The 14097-nt window shown below is 73.5% G+C and carries 14 protein-coding genes; 6 read left to right on the plus strand and 8 right to left on the minus strand.

Annotated elements, in window-relative coordinates:
• Position 1 precedes the first annotated feature (1 nt).
• The 5 genes from QE381_RS17280 to QE381_RS17300 form a co-directional block, all read right to left on the minus strand.
• A complete protein-coding gene (locus tag QE381_RS17280) occupies positions 2-1408 on the minus strand; it encodes an MFS transporter (RefSeq protein WP_307220176.1) in 1407 nt (468 codons plus the stop codon).
• A complete protein-coding gene (locus tag QE381_RS17285) occupies positions 1399-2736 on the minus strand; it encodes an NtaA/DmoA family FMN-dependent monooxygenase (protein ID WP_307220178.1) in 1338 nt (445 codons plus the stop codon). Before QE381_RS17285 ends, QE381_RS17280 begins: the two co-directional genes overlap by 10 nt.
• Complete coding sequence (locus QE381_RS17290; RefSeq protein ID WP_307220179.1) at positions 2733-3404, minus strand: cysteine hydrolase family protein; 672 nt, start codon at positions 3402-3404, stop codon at positions 2733-2735. Before QE381_RS17290 ends, QE381_RS17285 begins: the two co-directional genes overlap by 4 nt.
• A complete protein-coding gene (locus tag QE381_RS17295) occupies positions 3401-4468 on the minus strand; it encodes an LLM class flavin-dependent oxidoreductase (protein WP_307220181.1) in 1068 nt (355 codons plus the stop codon). The genes QE381_RS17290 and QE381_RS17295 overlap by 4 nt, the downstream gene beginning before the upstream one ends.
• 195 nt (positions 4469-4663) lie before the next feature.
• Positions 4664-5137: a hypothetical protein gene (locus tag QE381_RS17300; RefSeq protein WP_307220182.1), complete on the minus strand. Its 474-nt coding sequence runs from the start codon at positions 5135-5137 to the stop codon at positions 4664-4666.
• Between the two features lie 81 nt (positions 5138-5218).
• Between QE381_RS17300 and QE381_RS17305 the strand changes: the two genes are divergently transcribed.
• The gene (locus QE381_RS17305; RefSeq protein WP_307220184.1) at positions 5219-6535 is read left to right on the plus strand and encodes an amidohydrolase family protein; all 1317 of its coding nucleotides are present in this window, start codon (positions 5219-5221) and stop codon (positions 6533-6535) included.
• Positions 6536-6641: 106 nt separating this feature from the next.
• On the opposite strand, the gene QE381_RS17310 is transcribed toward QE381_RS17305, so the two are convergent.
• The gene (locus QE381_RS17310; RefSeq protein WP_307220186.1) at positions 6642-7604 is read right to left on the minus strand and encodes a PDR/VanB family oxidoreductase; all 963 of its coding nucleotides are present in this window, start codon (positions 7602-7604) and stop codon (positions 6642-6644) included.
• Between the two features lie 122 nt (positions 7605-7726).
• Here QE381_RS17310 and QE381_RS17315 point away from each other — a divergent pair, with 122 nt between their 5' ends.
• The 5 genes from QE381_RS17315 to QE381_RS17335 all read left to right on the plus strand — a co-directional run bounded on the left by QE381_RS17315 (position 7727) and on the right by QE381_RS17335 (position 12423).
• The gene (locus tag QE381_RS17315; protein WP_307220187.1) at positions 7727-8929 is read left to right on the plus strand and encodes an amidohydrolase family protein; all 1203 of its coding nucleotides are present in this window, start codon (positions 7727-7729) and stop codon (positions 8927-8929) included.
• A 145-nt stretch (positions 8930-9074) separates the two neighbouring features.
• Positions 9075-10397 (plus strand): FAD-binding oxidoreductase, encoded by a 1323-nt coding sequence (locus tag QE381_RS17320; RefSeq protein WP_307220189.1) that lies wholly within the window; start codon positions 9075-9077, stop codon positions 10395-10397.
• 109 nt (positions 10398-10506) lie between these two features.
• On the plus strand, positions 10507-11292 hold the full coding sequence (locus QE381_RS17325) for a creatininase family protein (protein ID WP_307220190.1): 786 nt from the start codon (positions 10507-10509) through the stop codon (positions 11290-11292).
• A gap of 33 nt (positions 11293-11325) precedes the next feature.
• The gene (locus QE381_RS17330; protein WP_307220191.1) at positions 11326-11925 is read left to right on the plus strand and encodes a pyridoxamine 5'-phosphate oxidase family protein; all 600 of its coding nucleotides are present in this window, start codon (positions 11326-11328) and stop codon (positions 11923-11925) included.
• Positions 11926-12000: 75 nt separating this feature from the next.
• Positions 12001-12423 carry a glucose-6-phosphate dehydrogenase gene (locus QE381_RS17335; RefSeq protein ID WP_307220193.1) on the plus strand — a complete coding sequence of 141 codons (423 nt, stop codon included), beginning with the start codon at positions 12001-12003 and terminating at the stop codon, positions 12421-12423.
• Between the two features lie 97 nt (positions 12424-12520).
• Here the strand turns inward: QE381_RS17335 and QE381_RS17340 are convergent, their stop codons facing one another.
• Together QE381_RS17340 and QE381_RS17345 are read right to left on the minus strand one after the other, a co-directional pair.
• Positions 12521-13321: an HpcH/HpaI aldolase/citrate lyase family protein gene (locus QE381_RS17340; RefSeq protein WP_307220195.1), complete on the minus strand. Its 801-nt coding sequence runs from the start codon at positions 13319-13321 to the stop codon at positions 12521-12523.
• Positions 13306-14091 carry a fumarylacetoacetate hydrolase family protein gene (locus tag QE381_RS17345; RefSeq protein ID WP_307220196.1) on the minus strand — a complete coding sequence of 262 codons (786 nt, stop codon included), beginning with the start codon at positions 14089-14091 and terminating at the stop codon, positions 13306-13308. The genes QE381_RS17340 and QE381_RS17345 overlap by 16 nt, the downstream gene beginning before the upstream one ends.
• Between the last annotated feature and the right edge of the window lie 6 nt (positions 14092-14097).

Genomic DNA, 14097 nt, shown 5'->3' on the forward strand with positions numbered 1-14097 from the left:
CTCAGCCGTTCGCGGGTGACGTTCCCGCATCCTCGATGGGCGGGGTGCGCCCCGCGCCGCGGGGGATGCCGGCGGCGCACACCAGGGTCGCCACCCCGGCCGCGCCCAGGACCCACAGCGAGGCGGCGGGCCCGGATGCCGCGATCGTCGCCGCGACGACGGCGCTGCCGATCACCGCGCCGCCCTGCCGGGTCGCGTTGTAGGCCCCCGATGCGGACCCGGCATACGCGGTCGGCACCGCCGTCATGGCCGTCGTGGCCAGCGGCGACCACACGAACGAGTTGCCCAGACCGAAGACCCCCATCGCCACGGCGATCGGGACGGGTCCCGCCTGCTGCTGCACCGCGAGTGCACAGCCGAGGATCGAGCCGGTGAGCGCGAGGGCCCCCAGGAGCGCGACCGGCCGCGCGCCCCATCGTGCCACGCTCCGGCCGGCCACCGGCGCCGTCAGCGCCGAGACGACGCCCAGCGGCAGAAGGGCGAGGGTGGACCGGGAGACGTCGAGCCCCTGGTCCTCCTGGAGCGAGACCATGATCGGCACGAGCGCCGAGCCGACGATGAAGCTCGCGCCGGTCGCCGCGCCGGTCGCCAGCACGAAGGCGCGTCGCCGCACGAGGAGCGCCGGGACGAGCGCCCGCTCCGGCGCCCGCGGCTGGACGACGAACGCGACGACGAGGAGCGCTGCGCCGGCCGCGGCCAGCCCCGCGGAGCGGTCCGCCGGCCACGCGCCGGCCTCGTGGATGCCCAGGACGACCAGGAACACCCCCGCGGCGCTCAGCAGGACGGTCGCGACCGGGATCGTTCCCCGTGTCCGGGGCACATCGGGCACCCACAGCAGCGTCAGCAGCACCGCGAGAGCGCCGAGGGGGACGTTCGCCAGGAAGATCGATGGCCATCCCAGCCAGGCGACGAGGAGCCCGCCGAGCACGGGGCCCGCCGCTGCCGCCACCCCGCCGACGCTGCCCCAGATCCCCAGGGCGATCGGCAGCGCCGCCCGGTCGAAGCTCCGACGGATGATCGCGAGCGTCTGCGGTGTCATGAGCGCCGCCCCCAGCCCCTGGGCGATGCGCGAGAGCGTGAGCAGCGGCAGGGTCGGGGAGAGTCCGCCTGCGGCCGATGCCGCGACGAACAGCACCAGGCCGATCAGATAGACGCGGCGCGGGCCGGTCCGGTCGCCCCATCGCCCTGCGAACAGCAGCGGAACGGCGTAGGCGAACAGGTATCCGCTGTTGACCCACACCGTCGCAGCGGTCGAGACGCCCATGCCCGCCGAGATCGCCGGGATCGCGACCGCGACGATCGTGCTGTCCAGCAGCAGGAGGAAGAAGCCGAGGCACAGCGCGGTCAGCGCGAGCCACGGCGAGGCGCCGCGGGGCGGGCGTGCACGACCTGCCCCGATCAGACGCACAGACGCTCGCGCAGGGTGGAGCCCGCCGAACGGGGCGCCAGCGCGCCGCGACGCCGCAGCTCCGGCAGGAGCAGCTCGGCGACATCCGCCAGCCCCGACGGCGTGGCCAGCGGGGAGCTGAACATGTACCCGCCGCGGGCCCCGGTCGCCGCGAAGTTCTCCTCGAGGGCGTCCGCGACCGACTCCGCCGTGCCGCAGAGCGTGTGGTCCAGGCCGGTCGCGTGCCGCCAGCCGTGCTCGAAGAAGTCCGCGCGGCTGATCCGGTGGTCCTCCCCGTAGGTGTCGACGAGCATCCCGACGAGCCCTCCGGGGGTCGCCTGCGCGGCGCGGATCCGCTCGGCCAGATCGCCCAGGCGGAACTCGCGGGGGAGGCCGGAGAAATCGAACCCGGCGTTGTGCGAGAGGTGCGCGCCGACGGCCTCCTCGTCCCAGAAGGAGAGGATGTCGCGGCGCCGCGCCGCGGCGGACTCGGCCGTCGGCGCCACGATCACCTGCGTCGCCCACAGGATGCCCACCCGCGCCGGATCGCGGCCCGCAGCCGTCAGCGCCTCGTCGAGCGCCGTCCGGTACCGCTGCTGCGCCGCCACGGAGCCGCCGAACCCGAAGGCGAGCTCGACGAAGGCCGCCGAGGTGCGGATCCCGGCGGGGGAGCCTCCGGCCTGCACGAGAACCGGCTCGATCTGGGGGCTCGGCACGGCGCTGAGCGGACCCTTGACGGAGAAGTACCGCCCGCGGTGGTCGATCGGGTGCACCTTGCTCGGGTCGGCGAAGCGCCCCGTCGCGCGGTCGCGGAGGATCGCATCCGGCTCGACCGAGCGCCACAGGGCCCGGCACACGCCGATGAACTCCGCCATCCGCTCGTAGCGCTCGTCGTGCGCCATGAGCTCGTCGAAGCCGTAGTTGGCCGCATCCGCGCTGCGGGTCGAGGCCACCACGTTGAACGCGATCCTGCCGGAGGTCACGTGATCGAGCGAGTTGAGCAGCCGCGCGACGTAGAACGGGTGCATGAACGTCGAGGAGTAGGTCAGCCCGAAGCCGATCTCACTCGTCACTCCCGCCATCGCCGCCACGATCGGGCTCATGTCGTGGCGCGGCCACTGGATGCCCCACTCCACGGCGGGCGCGATGGAGCCGCGCCAGGTGTCGGGGATGCCGCTGCCGTCGCCGAAGAAGAGCAGATCGACCCCGGCCCGCTCCGCCGTGACGGCGATCTCCTGGAACATCCGCACGTCCGGGAAGTCGCGGCCGATCCAGGAGCCCGGTCGGGCCCAGCGGCCCTCCGTGTGCGTGAAGGAGAGATCGAAGGCGGTGTGGATGCCGCCGCTCATGCCGTGGCCTCCCGCCGCCACAGCCCGACCAGCTCGTCCCCGGTCACGACGAGCGCGACGTTGAGGGCGAGCGCCGCGAGCGTCGCCTCGTGCAGGCCGGCCTCGTACGCGGTCGTCGCGTCGGCGGGGATCGTGACCAGCAGATCGCGCTGGAACGCGTCGAAGGCGGTCGCGGCGACGCAGCACTCGGTCGTCAGCCCGGCCACGGCGACCCACTCGACCCCCGAGGCGGCGAGGTGGCTCTCCAGATCCGTGCCCACGAACCCGCTGTAGCGGTGCTTGCGGATCCGCTTCTCGCCCGCCAGGGGGCTCAGACGGTACCAGTCGGCGCCGACCGTGCCGGCGACGCAGGGCGCGTTGATCAGCGGTGCCGCCGCGTCGCCGAGCGTGAGCCAGGAGCTCGCTCTCCAGTGCGCGCCCGGGCCGCTCTCCAGCTCGAGCCAGATCACGGGCACGCCGATCTCGCGGGCCTCGGCGACGAGTCGCTCGCAGCGCGCGACCGCGGCGTCCAGCCGTGCGAGATCGTCCTCGCCCAGGCCGTAGGGCGCCACGAACTCGGGGTCGGCGAAGGAGCGCTGGACATCGACGACGAGCAGTGCGCCGCGGCCGGCGCGCGCCCGCAGCGCGGAGAGCTGGCGCGTCCGGAGCGCGTCGGGCGAGGCGTTCACGAGGATGCGCTCCCGTCCGGCGTCGTGCGCAGCGCGGGCAGCACCGTCTCGCCGAAGAGCGGCATGTCCTCCAGATAGTCGGGGAAGATCAGCATGAGCCCGTCCAGCTCCGCTCCCGTGACGAGCTCGCGGATCCGCTCGACGACGGTCGCGGGGGAGCCGGTCACGTACGGTGTCTGGAACGCCTCCTCGCCCTCTGCGTCGGTCGCCCACGACAGCGCGCGCTGGGCGTCCCATCCCCACGATCGCCGCATGTTCGCCAGCGCCGCGCGGTCGATCCCGGCGGCGTAGGAGGCGGCACGCTCGGCGGCGGCCGCATCCGTCTCGCCGAGGACGACCGTCAGCATCGAGTACGTCCGCACCGTGCGCCCCTGGGAGGCCGCGCGCTCGTGCACGTCGCGGGAGTAGGCCGCCATCTCCTGCAGGCTCTCGGCGGCCAGGAACGCGCCGTCCGCGTACCGGGCCTGGAACGCGCGGCCGCTCTCCGACCGGCCGGCGCTGATGAGCTCGGGGAGCGGAGTCGGGTGCGGTCGCGACTGACAGTCGCGGAGGGTGAAGAACTCGCCCTCCTCGGTCACGCTGTCCTCCGTCCACAGCCGCAGCACGAGCCGGGTCCACTCCTCGGTCATCCGGTACCGCTCGGCATGGGTCATGTCGGGGTCCCAGATGCCCATCTGCTCGAACTCGTCGATGTACGAGCCGTTGACGATGTTCATGCCCGCACGGCCGCCGCTGACCTGCTGCAGCGTGGCGAAGACCTTCGCCGCGAACGCCGGATTCTGCATGTTGGCGTGGATCGTCGCCCAGATCTTGACGCGCGAGGTCGCCTCGGCGATCCCGGCCATCATGGTCACCGACTCGAGCGTCTCGCCCCAGTGGTCGGTCGTGCCGCCGAAGCCGCGCCACTTGGCCATCGCCATGACGAAGTCGAGGCCGATCTGCTCGCCCAGCACGGCGACGCGCCGGTTGTAGTCGTAGGAGGCGGGCGGATACGGGGCGGACTCGGAGATGAGCCAGCCGCCGGAGGCGTTGGGGAGGAAGACGCCGTACTCGGTGGCGCTCATGCGCGGTGTCCCGCGACGCGGCGTCGTTCGGCGGTTGTCGGGGTGGAGCAGACCATGAGGCCTCCAGGAAATCGAGACAGGATCGACGGCCATGGAAAGCGTGCCGGGCGAACGTGTTCGCGGTGGCCCGGCGGAGGTCCACGCAAGTGACCCAGACGATAGCCCATCCGGCGAGGGGGTGGCAAACCGAGCCGGTCAGCCGCGACGGTCCGGCACGAGCGTGCGCAGACCGGCGTCGTCCCACTCGATGACCTCGATGCCGGAGTCCGTCGCCGCCCGCGCGAGCCAGCCGCCCCCGCGGAAGGCGCCGCGGGCGTTCTCCCTCACGCAGAGCACGCAGCGCGCGCCCGGAGCGGCATGCTCGCGGAGCCAGCTCAGCTTGAACATGTCGGCCATGATCTTGTTCCGGTGCTGCGAGGTGAACTCGCCGCCGCGCAGCGGGAGCTGCACAACGACGGCGCCGTCCTCGGATGCCCCGTCGATCTCCACGCGGCTGCCGTCGGCGAGCCGGAGGCGTGCGGGCCGGATCCGCACCCCGAGCCCATCGCCGAGTGCGGCCAGCGCCGCGCGCTCGGCCGAGGACGGGGCGAACCGCCCCCACTCCTGATCCGTGTCCACGCGCACGTCCGCCGCGAATCCGACCCCTGCGGCCGGCCTGAGTTCGCGCATGACGGTGTCCCCTCGGATGATCGACCAGCCTACGGCCGCCCGCGAAACGTGCCCGTCATGTGGGTCTGCGAGCATCGCCTGATGCTCGTGCTGAAGGATGCCGCACACATCTGGGTGGACAGCGGCGTCGAGACCCGCGGCGACCTCGCCATCGGGGCGGATGGCCGGATCGCCGCATCCGCCGACGCGTCGACCGAGGAGCTGGATGTCTCCGGCGCCGTCGTGACGCCGGGACTCGTCAACGCCCACCACCATCTCCTGCAGAGCGGGTTCCGCACGCTGCCGGACACGCGCGGCGTCCCCATGCGCGAGTGGCTTCCCGCCATGGCGAGCGCCTACGCGCGGGCGGGCATCGACGCATCGCTCGTGGCGGCGACCGCCTCCGTCGGGCTCGCCGAGTCGCTCCTGTGCGGGGTGACCACGGTCGCGGACCACCAGCTCAACTGGCCCTCGCCCGAGGGGTCGGCCGACCCGGTGGGCGAGACGGTCGCGATCGCGCAGGCGATCGCGGAGGCGGCACGCGCGCTCGGCGCGCGCCTCGTCTTCGTCCGCGGCACCGCGCGCGACGACCCCGGGCTCGCGGCCGAGAGCGCCGAGGCGATCGTGTCCTCGTTCGCGCCCGGGGCCGGCGGGGCGACGGCGGACGGCATGCTGCAGGTCGCCGTCGGTCCGGCGGGTGTCCACTCCGACTCCGAGGCGACGTTCCGCCGGCTCGGCGAGGTCGCGGCGCGCCACGGCCTCCGACGCCGGACGCAGGCCAACGAGCAGGTCGACACCGAGATCGCGCTCGAACGGTACGGCCGGCGCCCGCTCGACCTGCTCGAGGAGTGGGGCTGGCTCGCGCCCGACGTCACGATCGCGCATCTGTGCGACGTGCAGCCCGCGGAGATCTCGCGCCTCGCGACGGCCGGGGTGACGGCGACCCACGCGCCCGGATGCGACGTCCCCATGGGCTGGGGGATCGCGCCGGTGGCCGCGCTGCAGGAGGCGGGGATCGCGGTCGGCCTGGGGACCTCCGGCGGCGGCTCCAACGACGCGGGCCATCTGCTGGCCGACGCGCGGCTGGCGATGCAGGTCTCGGGCCTGGTCGGCACGCCGCTCGCGGCGCGCACCGTGCTCGGCATGGCGACGGCGGGCGGGGCGACCGGGCTCGGGCGGGACGACATCGGCCATCTGCGCATCGGGGCCCGCGCCGACCTGTGCGTGTGGGATGTCTCCGGCGTCGCCGACGCGGGCGTCGCCGATCCGGTCGCGGGGCTCCTCTGGGCGGCCCCCGGGCGCCGGCCCCGCCACGTCGTGGTGGGAGGCCGCGTCGTGGTGCGCGACTACCGGCTGGTGGGCGTCGACGAGCGGGCGCTGGTGGCGGGGCTGCGCCGCCGGCTGGCCGCGTCGGCGTGACGGTCCGCTCCGCGCGGCCCGTGCCGTCGACATCCTGCCCTCGGTCGCGGCGTCGGGGAGACGGAGCCCGATCCGCCGGGCGGGACGGCCGGGAACGGGGACCGGGTCAGAGGTCCAGCACGAGGCGCGGGCAGGCCGCGCGGGACACGCAGATCATCATGATCGTGTCGCCCTCCTGCTCGAGCGGGGTGAGCACCGAGTCGCGGTGCTCGACCTCGCCCTCCAGCACCGCGACCTCGCAGGTCCCGCAGGTGCCGCGGCGGCAGCTCGAGAGCACGAGCGTGTCGGGAGCCTGCTCCTCGATCGCCTCGAGGACCGACTGCTCCGGGGCGACCGTCACGATCTCCCCGGATGTCGCCAGCTCCACCTCGAACGGCTCCGGCCACACCGGCGCGCCGAACTCCTTCGCCTCGAACCGCTCGACGTGCAGGCGGCCTTCCGGCACCGCCGACTCCAGCGCCTGGATCAGCCGCGCCGGCCCGCACACGTAGACGGCGTCGGTCTCCTCGAGCCCGGCCGCGAAGCCGGCGACGTCCAGCCGCCCGCCCTCGTCGGCGGCGTGCACGTGCACGCGGTCGCCGAACGCCTCTGTCAGCGCGGTCGCGAACGCCATCGTCGACCGCGAGCGGCCCGCGTAGTCCAGCGTCCAGTCCGCGCCCGCGGCCTCCGCCGCCCGCACCATCCCACGGATCGGCGTGATGCCGATCCCGCCCGCCACGAACCGGTAACGCATCCCGGGGGCGGGCTCGAACGCGAAGTGGTTCCGCGGCCCGCGGACCCGGAGCCGCTGACCCACCACGACCTCGTCGTGCACGCGCATCGAGCCGCCGCGGCCGGCCGTCTCGCGCAGGACGGCGACGCGCCAGCGCGTGCGGTCCTCGGCGTCTCCGCACAACGAGTACTGGCGTTCGAGGCCGGGCCCGAGGATCAGGTCGACATGGGAGCCGGGTGTCCACGCGGGCAGGTCGCGGCCGTTGTGGGCCACGAGGTCGAGCGCGACCACGCCGTCGGCGAGGTCTGTGCGCTCGGCGACCACGAGGTCGCGTTCGACGTCGCTGAAGTAACTCACCCGGTCACGGTAGTACCCGGATGTGTCGGCCAGATCACACCCGCGAGCGTGTGACCACGCCCGTGCGGAGGCGGCTACGGTGGGGCGGGGCGCTCCGCGGCGCCCCGGGAACGGAGACGGGGATGCCGACAGCACGAGCGGTGCGCACGCTGACGGGTGCCACGCTGTCCGACGGTCGCGCGGCCGACGTCGTCATCGAGGACGGCCTGATCGTCGCGGTCGAGACGGCGGGATCGCTCACCGGCGCCGACCTGGACCTGAGCGGTCACCTGCTGCTGCCCGCGACCGCCGAGCCCCACGCGCACCTCGACAAAGCGCTCAGCTGGGACGCGATCCGCCCGCCGATGGGAGACCTGCGCGCGGCGATCGCGGCGTGGCGCGGATACGCCGCGACCATGACGACGGCGGACGTCGAGGCGCGCGCCCGCACGCAGGCGCTGCGGATGCTGGCCGCCGGCACGACCGCGATCCGCACGCACGTCGACGTGCTCCTCGGCGAGGCGCCGCTGCGCGGCATCGAGGCGCTCGTGGCGGTCCGCGAGCAGCTCCACGATCTCCTGGACATCCAGATCGTCGCGCTCGCCGGTCCCGACGTCCCGACGGCGCACCTGGAGGCCGCGCTGGACGCGGGCGCGGACGTCGTCGGGGGCGCCTCCCACCTGGCCGACGACCCGATCGCGGACCTCCACCGGCTGCTCGACGTCGCCGAGCGGCGCGGCGTGCCGGTCGACCTGCACACCGACGAGGGACTCGCCGCGGCGGTCACGCTCGGCGCCTACGCGCGCCGCACGGCCGGATGGGCGCAGAACCGGTCCGCCGGGCACTGCGTCCGGCTCGGGACGCTGGACGTCGGCGCGCGCGACGAGGTGATCGCGGGTGTCGTCGCCAGCGGCATCGGCATCATCGCCAACCCGATCACGAACCTGTACCTGCAGGGCTGGGGGGAGGAGGTCGCGACGCCGCGCGGCATCGCGCCGGCCCGCGCGCTGCGGGCCGCGGGCGCGCGCTTCGCGGCCGGTGCCGACAACGTGCGCGACCCGTTCAACCCGCTCGGACGCAGCGATGCGCTGGAGACGGCAATGCTGCTGGTGGCGGCATCCCACCTGACGGTCGACGAGGCCTACGTCGCCGTCTCGACCGGGGCGCGCGAGGTCATGGGGCTTCCCGCGGCCGGCGTGGTCCCCGGCGCGCCCGCCGACCTCCTCGCGATCCGGGCCGGCTCGCTGGTCGAGGCGGTCGCGGATGCACCGGCCGATCGTCTCGTGATCCGTCGCGGCGCGATCGTGGCGGACACCCGCACGAGCCGCTGGCTCGCGATCGGCTGACGCGACCGCATCCGGAAAACGGCGTGTTGCACGGCTGAAACATGCAGCGCGCATCATGGTCTCGGCACAGCCAGCGCGGCGAGTGACTCATCACCCGGCTCACCGCGCCCCTTCGTCGGGAGATGCACTGCGATGGAGGACCACCATGACCAGACCCGACTACGACGCCCTCGAAGCCGAGCTCAGGGAGCTGCTCGGACCCCGCGGGGTCTCATCCGATCTCCGTCAGCGTGAGAAGGCGTCCGTCGACGGCGCGAGGATGTCGCCGATCATCGCCGAGCTCCTGCCGCTCGGCGTCGCCGACCTCGTCGCCTTCCCCGCCACGGCCGAGGAGATCGGCGCCGTCGTGGGCCTCGCAGTCCGCCACGGCGTCCCGATCACGCCCCGCGGCAAGGGCACCGGCAACTACGGCCAGGCGATCCCGATGCAGGGCGGCCTCGTGCTCGACACGTCCCGCGCCCGCACGATCGTCGAGGTCGGCGAGGGGTTCATCACGGCGGATGCCGGTGCCCCCATGAACGCGCTCGAGCAGGCCGCCCGCCAGGCCGGTCAGGAGCTGTGGATGTACCCCTCGACCGTGCACACCACGGTCGGCGGCTTCCTCGCCGGTGGTTCCGGCGGCACCGGGACCATCGCCCACGGGGCCAACCACATGGGGTTCGTCGTGGCGCTCGACGTCGTGACGCCGGCCTCGGCCCCCGCTCTCCTCCACCTCGAGGGCGAAGAGGCCAACGGCTTCGTGCACAACTACGGCACGGCCGGGATCATCGCCCGGGCGACCGTGCGCCTCGAGCCGCTCCAGGACTGGCGGGGGCTCTACGCCTCGTTCCCCGACTTCGCGGGCTCCCTCTCGGTGCTGCGCGAGCTCGGACGGCTCCAGCCCGCGCCGCGGCTCGTCTCGGCCGACACCGTGCACATCACGGCGCAGCTGCCGCCGGACCCGGCCTTCCCGGAGGGCCGCAGCTCGCTGCGGATGATCGCCGATCCCGCGATCCTCGCGATGGCGACCGCCGTCATCGAGGGAGCAGGCGGCCGCATCGAGGACGTGCGCGAGGGACCGCAGGCCTCCGCCGCGCTGTCGGTGCTCAGCTACAACCACCCGATCGAGTGGCTGCAGAAGTCCGAGCCCGGCGTCTACTTCCACGTCGAGGTCTCCGGCGACGCCCTCGTCGATCGGATCGACGAGGTGCACGCGGTGTACCCGGGCGGCCTCCTGCACATCGAGGCCGGCCACACCGCGCCGATCGGGATGCTCGCGGGCGTCTACGAGAGCCCCGAGGCGGTGTACGAGGGCATCGAGCGGCTCGGCGAGCTCGGCGTCGGCGTGCACAACCCGCATCAGTGGAACGTCGACTTCCGGCTCGAGGAGACGGTCGAGCTCGCCCGCACGACCGACCCCGACGGCCTCCTCAACCCGGGCAAGCTCAATCCCGAGTACGCGGGCCCGACCAAGGGAGCGATCCGATGACCGGGGTCACCGTCGCACAATGGCGCGGGCGTCGCACGATCACGCCCGAACGCTGCGACATCCGTCTCGTCCTGCGACCTGCGGCATCCTTCCCGGCGGAGGCGTCGCGATGACCGCCGCGTCGCGTCGCTGGGCCGACCTGCCCGGGCCCGCGCTGAACGAGACCCTCACCGATCGCTCCATCGCGGTCGTGCCGATCGGCGCGATCGAGCACCACGGGCCGCACCTGCCGCTGTCGACCGATGCCCTCGTCGCCGAGACGGTGGCATCCGCCGCCGTCGAGCGCGCGGCGGCCGCGGGGGTGGACGCGTGGCTCCTGCCGACCGTGTCGTACGGCAAGTCGGACGAGCACCACTGGGCCCCCGGAACGCTGTGGCTGGAGGGCACGACGCTGCTCGACCAGCTGGTCGAGATCGGGCGGTCGATCGCGATGACGCCCGCCCGCACTGTGGCGTTCGTCAACGGGCACGGCGGCAACGTCATGCTCCTCGGCTGGGCCAACCGCGAGCTGCACCGCCGATTCGGGCTCCGATCGTTCTCGATGCCCGCGAGCATCGGCGGCGCGGGCGACGGTCACGACGGGCGGCCCGACGAGCTCGGCCAGGGCATCCACGCCGGCTTCGCCGAGACATCCGTCGTGATGCACATCGCACCGCACCTCGTGCGCGAGCCGTTCCCGCCGCGAAACGTGCCGGAGAGGATCGCCGGGATGCGGCACATCGGCTTCAACGGCAAGCCCGTCATGTTCGGGTGGACGAGCGACGACTTCGGGCCGAGCGGCGTCATCGGCGACCCCACGGGCGCCAACGCCGAGGCGGGGTCCGCGCTGTTCGCCGGCGCGGTGCGGTTCGTCACGGAGGCGCTGACGGAGATCGACGGGTTCGAGTTCGCCTAGGCGGACGCACCCTACGGAATCGAGGAGATGACCATGGCGCGTTTCGAGGCCGATCCCGTGCAGGGGGACGCCCCCGCCGACGACCCCGCCGCTCTCGCGGCGTCCTGGTTGCCGGGACCGGACGAGGACCCGATGCGGATGGTCGTCGCGACGATCGACGCGGACGGCTTCCCCCGCAGCCGCACGCTGCTGCTCAGCGAGTTCGACGGTGAGCGCTTCTTCTTCCACACGGATGCGCGCAGTCGCAAGGTGACGGATCTGCGGGCGGATCCGCGGGTGTCGCTGACCGTGCTCTGGCCCGACTTCTCGCGGCAGCTGGTCGTGCAGGGGACGGCGCTGCCGGCATCCGAGGAGGAGCTGTCGGACGCGTTCCGGCGGCGCTCGCCGTATCTGAAGCAGCTGGCGTGGCAGAACACCTTCGAGTACGCGCGGATGCCGCTGGCCACCCGCGAGGCGACGTGGGCGGCGTTCCGCGAGGAGCACCCCGAGCCGGCCCAGCCCGCCGAGTGGGTGGGCTACGGCGTCCGGCCGCACCGTCTGCTGTTCTGGGTGGCGAATCCGGATGCGGCCAGTCGCCGTGTCGAGTACGTGCGCACCGCGTCCGGGTGGGAGCGGCGGTACCTGCCCGGCTGAGCCGTGACCCGCCGTTCACCCGGGACGCGTAAACTCGCCGGGGCGATGTCGTCGCCGTACCGGGAGGAGAGCGTCGTGCGGGTGAACTCTGGGTCGGACTGGCGGGACACGCTCGCCTTCGAGGTGCCCGTCGTGCTCGCCGAGCTCGTGCCGGGAGAGCCCGCGCGCTGCGTCGCCTGCGGCCCGACGGCGGATGCGGTGGCCCGCGAGCAGCTGCTCGCCTACAAGCATCGACACCCTCGCGACCACGGCGGCTACGTGCGCTTCTACTGCGCCGAGCACGTGCCCGCGGCGGTCGTGGCCGCTCCCGCGGTGACTGCTCCGGCGGCGCGCGCTGCGCACGGACGTGCGGGCTCGCGTGCCGCGGAGCCGCGCGCCGAGCGGGCGCCGCGACGTCCCGCCGTGGTCGAGCGTCCGCGCGCGGTGTGCCCGACGTGCTTCATGGAGGTGCCGCCCACGGGTGTGTGCGGCTCCTGCGGGGAGCCGGTCGCGCGCTGACCGCCAGCCGCTGACCGCGAGACCAGTCCCGCGCGCCGAGACCGGTGGGTTACCCGCTGGTCTCGGCGCGGCGGACTGGTCTCGCTGAAAATCGGGGTCAGTAGGACGCGGTGGGGGAGGCCGACGGAGCCGACCAGCGCGCGGCGAGAGCCTCCGACCCGCGCGCGAGGATCGCGACATCGGCGCCCACCAGCAGGAACGACGCTCCGGCCGCGACGTAGTCGTCGGCCGCGACGGGATCGAAGGCGTTGACCCCGACCGGCGTGCCGGCTGCGCGCACCGCGTCGAACGCACGGCGCACGGCGGCCACGACATCCGGATGCGTCTGCTGACCCAGCAGTCCCATGGACGCCGCCAGGTCGCTCGGCCCCACGAACACCCCGTCGACCCCGTCCACCGCGGCGATCTCGCCCGCCGCCTCGACGGCCGCGACGGTCTCGACCTGCACGAACAGCGACACGTGCGCATCGGCGTTCGCGAGATAGTCCTCGACCCGGTTCCATCGCGCGGACCGGGCGAGCGCCGAGCCCACGCCGCGACGTCCGCGCGGCGGATAGCGCACCGCCTCGACGACCCGACGGGCCTCCTCCGCCGACGAGACCATGGGCACCAGGAGGTTCTGCGCGCCGAGGTCCAGCACCTGCTTGATCACGACCGTGTCGGCGACGGGAACGCGCACGACCGGCGTGATCGGGTACGCGGCGACCGCCTGCAGCTGCGCGAGCACGGACTCCAGCCCGTTGGGGGAGTGCTCCATGTCGATGAGCGTCCAGTCCATCCCGGAGCCGGCGCAGATCTCCGCCACGAGCGGAGAGCCCGAGCACACCCAGATCCCCGCCAGCGGTCCGGATGCCGCAGTCAGCCGGTCGCGGAGGGTCGGGCTCAGATGAAGCGGCATTCCACGACTCCCATCGGTCCGTAGTCGGCGCGGACCTCGTCGCCGCGGCCGACCCACATCGGCCTCGTGAACGAGCCCGCCAGGATGATCTCACCCGCCTCCAAGCGTGCACCATGCTGGTGGAACTTGTCGGCCAGCCACGCGACGCCCGTCGCGGGGTGCCCCAGGACGCCCGCGGCGACACCCGTCTCCTCGATCTCGCCGTTGCGCGCCAGCAGTGCCGGCACCCAGCGGAGGTCGATCTCGTCGACCTTCCTGCGGGTGTCGCCGAGCACCATGGCGCCGTAGGCGGCGTTGTCGCTGATCGTGTCGACGATCGTGCGCCCCTCGAGCTCGATGTGCGAGTTGAGCACCTCGAGTGCGGGGACGACGTGGTCGGTCGCGGCCAGGACGTCCTCGAGCGTCACACCGGGTCCCTCGAGCGGGGCGGCGAGGACGAAGGCGAGCTCCACCTCGATGCGCACGTTCGAGAAGTGCGCGACCGGGATCTCGGAGCCGGAGGGGTAGACCGTGTCGTCGAACATGACGCCGTAGTCGGGCTCGGTGATCCCCGTCGCCTGCTGCATCGCCTTGGAGGTGAGCCCGATCTTGCGGCCCACGAGCCGGCGCCCTGCGGCGAGCTGCCGGTCGCGCCAGACCCGCTGGATGGTGTAGGAGTCCTCGATCGTCGCCTCCGGGAAGCGCGCCGTGATGCGGGGGACCACGGTGTGGTCGCGGTCGGCGTCGGCGAGCTCGCCGGCGATCTGCTCGATCTGTGCGGGGGTCAACATCCGGTT

The organism is Microbacterium sp. SORGH_AS_0888, from assembly GCF_030818905.1.
Taxonomy (GTDB): domain Bacteria; phylum Actinomycetota; class Actinomycetes; order Actinomycetales; family Microbacteriaceae; genus Microbacterium.

Excerpts from the sequence above, each read along its gene's own strand:
- QE381_RS17345 (WP_307220196.1), bottom strand. The coding sequence starts at position 14,091 with ATGTTGACCCCCGCACAGATCGAGCAGATCGCCGGCGAGCTCGCCGAC.
- QE381_RS17320 (WP_307220189.1), top strand. The coding sequence starts at position 9,075 with ATGACCAGACCCGACTACGACGCCCTCGAAGCCGAGCTCAGGGAGCTG.
- QE381_RS17330 (WP_307220191.1), top strand. The coding sequence starts at position 11,326 with ATGGCGCGTTTCGAGGCCGATCCCGTGCAGGGGGACGCCCCCGCCGAC.
- QE381_RS17285 (WP_307220178.1), bottom strand. The coding sequence starts at position 2,736 with ATGAGCGGCGGCATCCACACCGCCTTCGATCTCTCCTTCACGCACACG.
- QE381_RS17295 (WP_307220181.1), bottom strand. The coding sequence starts at position 4,468 with ATGAGCGCCACCGAGTACGGCGTCTTCCTCCCCAACGCCTCCGGCGGC.
- QE381_RS17300 (WP_307220182.1), bottom strand. The coding sequence starts at position 5,137 with ATGCGCGAACTCAGGCCGGCCGCAGGGGTCGGATTCGCGGCGGACGTG.
- QE381_RS17305 (WP_307220184.1), top strand. The coding sequence starts at position 5,219 with ATGCTCGTGCTGAAGGATGCCGCACACATCTGGGTGGACAGCGGCGTC.
- QE381_RS17340 (WP_307220195.1), bottom strand. The coding sequence starts at position 13,321 with ATGCCGCTTCATCTGAGCCCGACCCTCCGCGACCGGCTGACTGCGGCA.
- QE381_RS17325 (WP_307220190.1), top strand. The coding sequence starts at position 10,507 with ATGACCGCCGCGTCGCGTCGCTGGGCCGACCTGCCCGGGCCCGCGCTG.
- QE381_RS17315 (WP_307220187.1), top strand. The coding sequence starts at position 7,727 with ATGCCGACAGCACGAGCGGTGCGCACGCTGACGGGTGCCACGCTGTCC.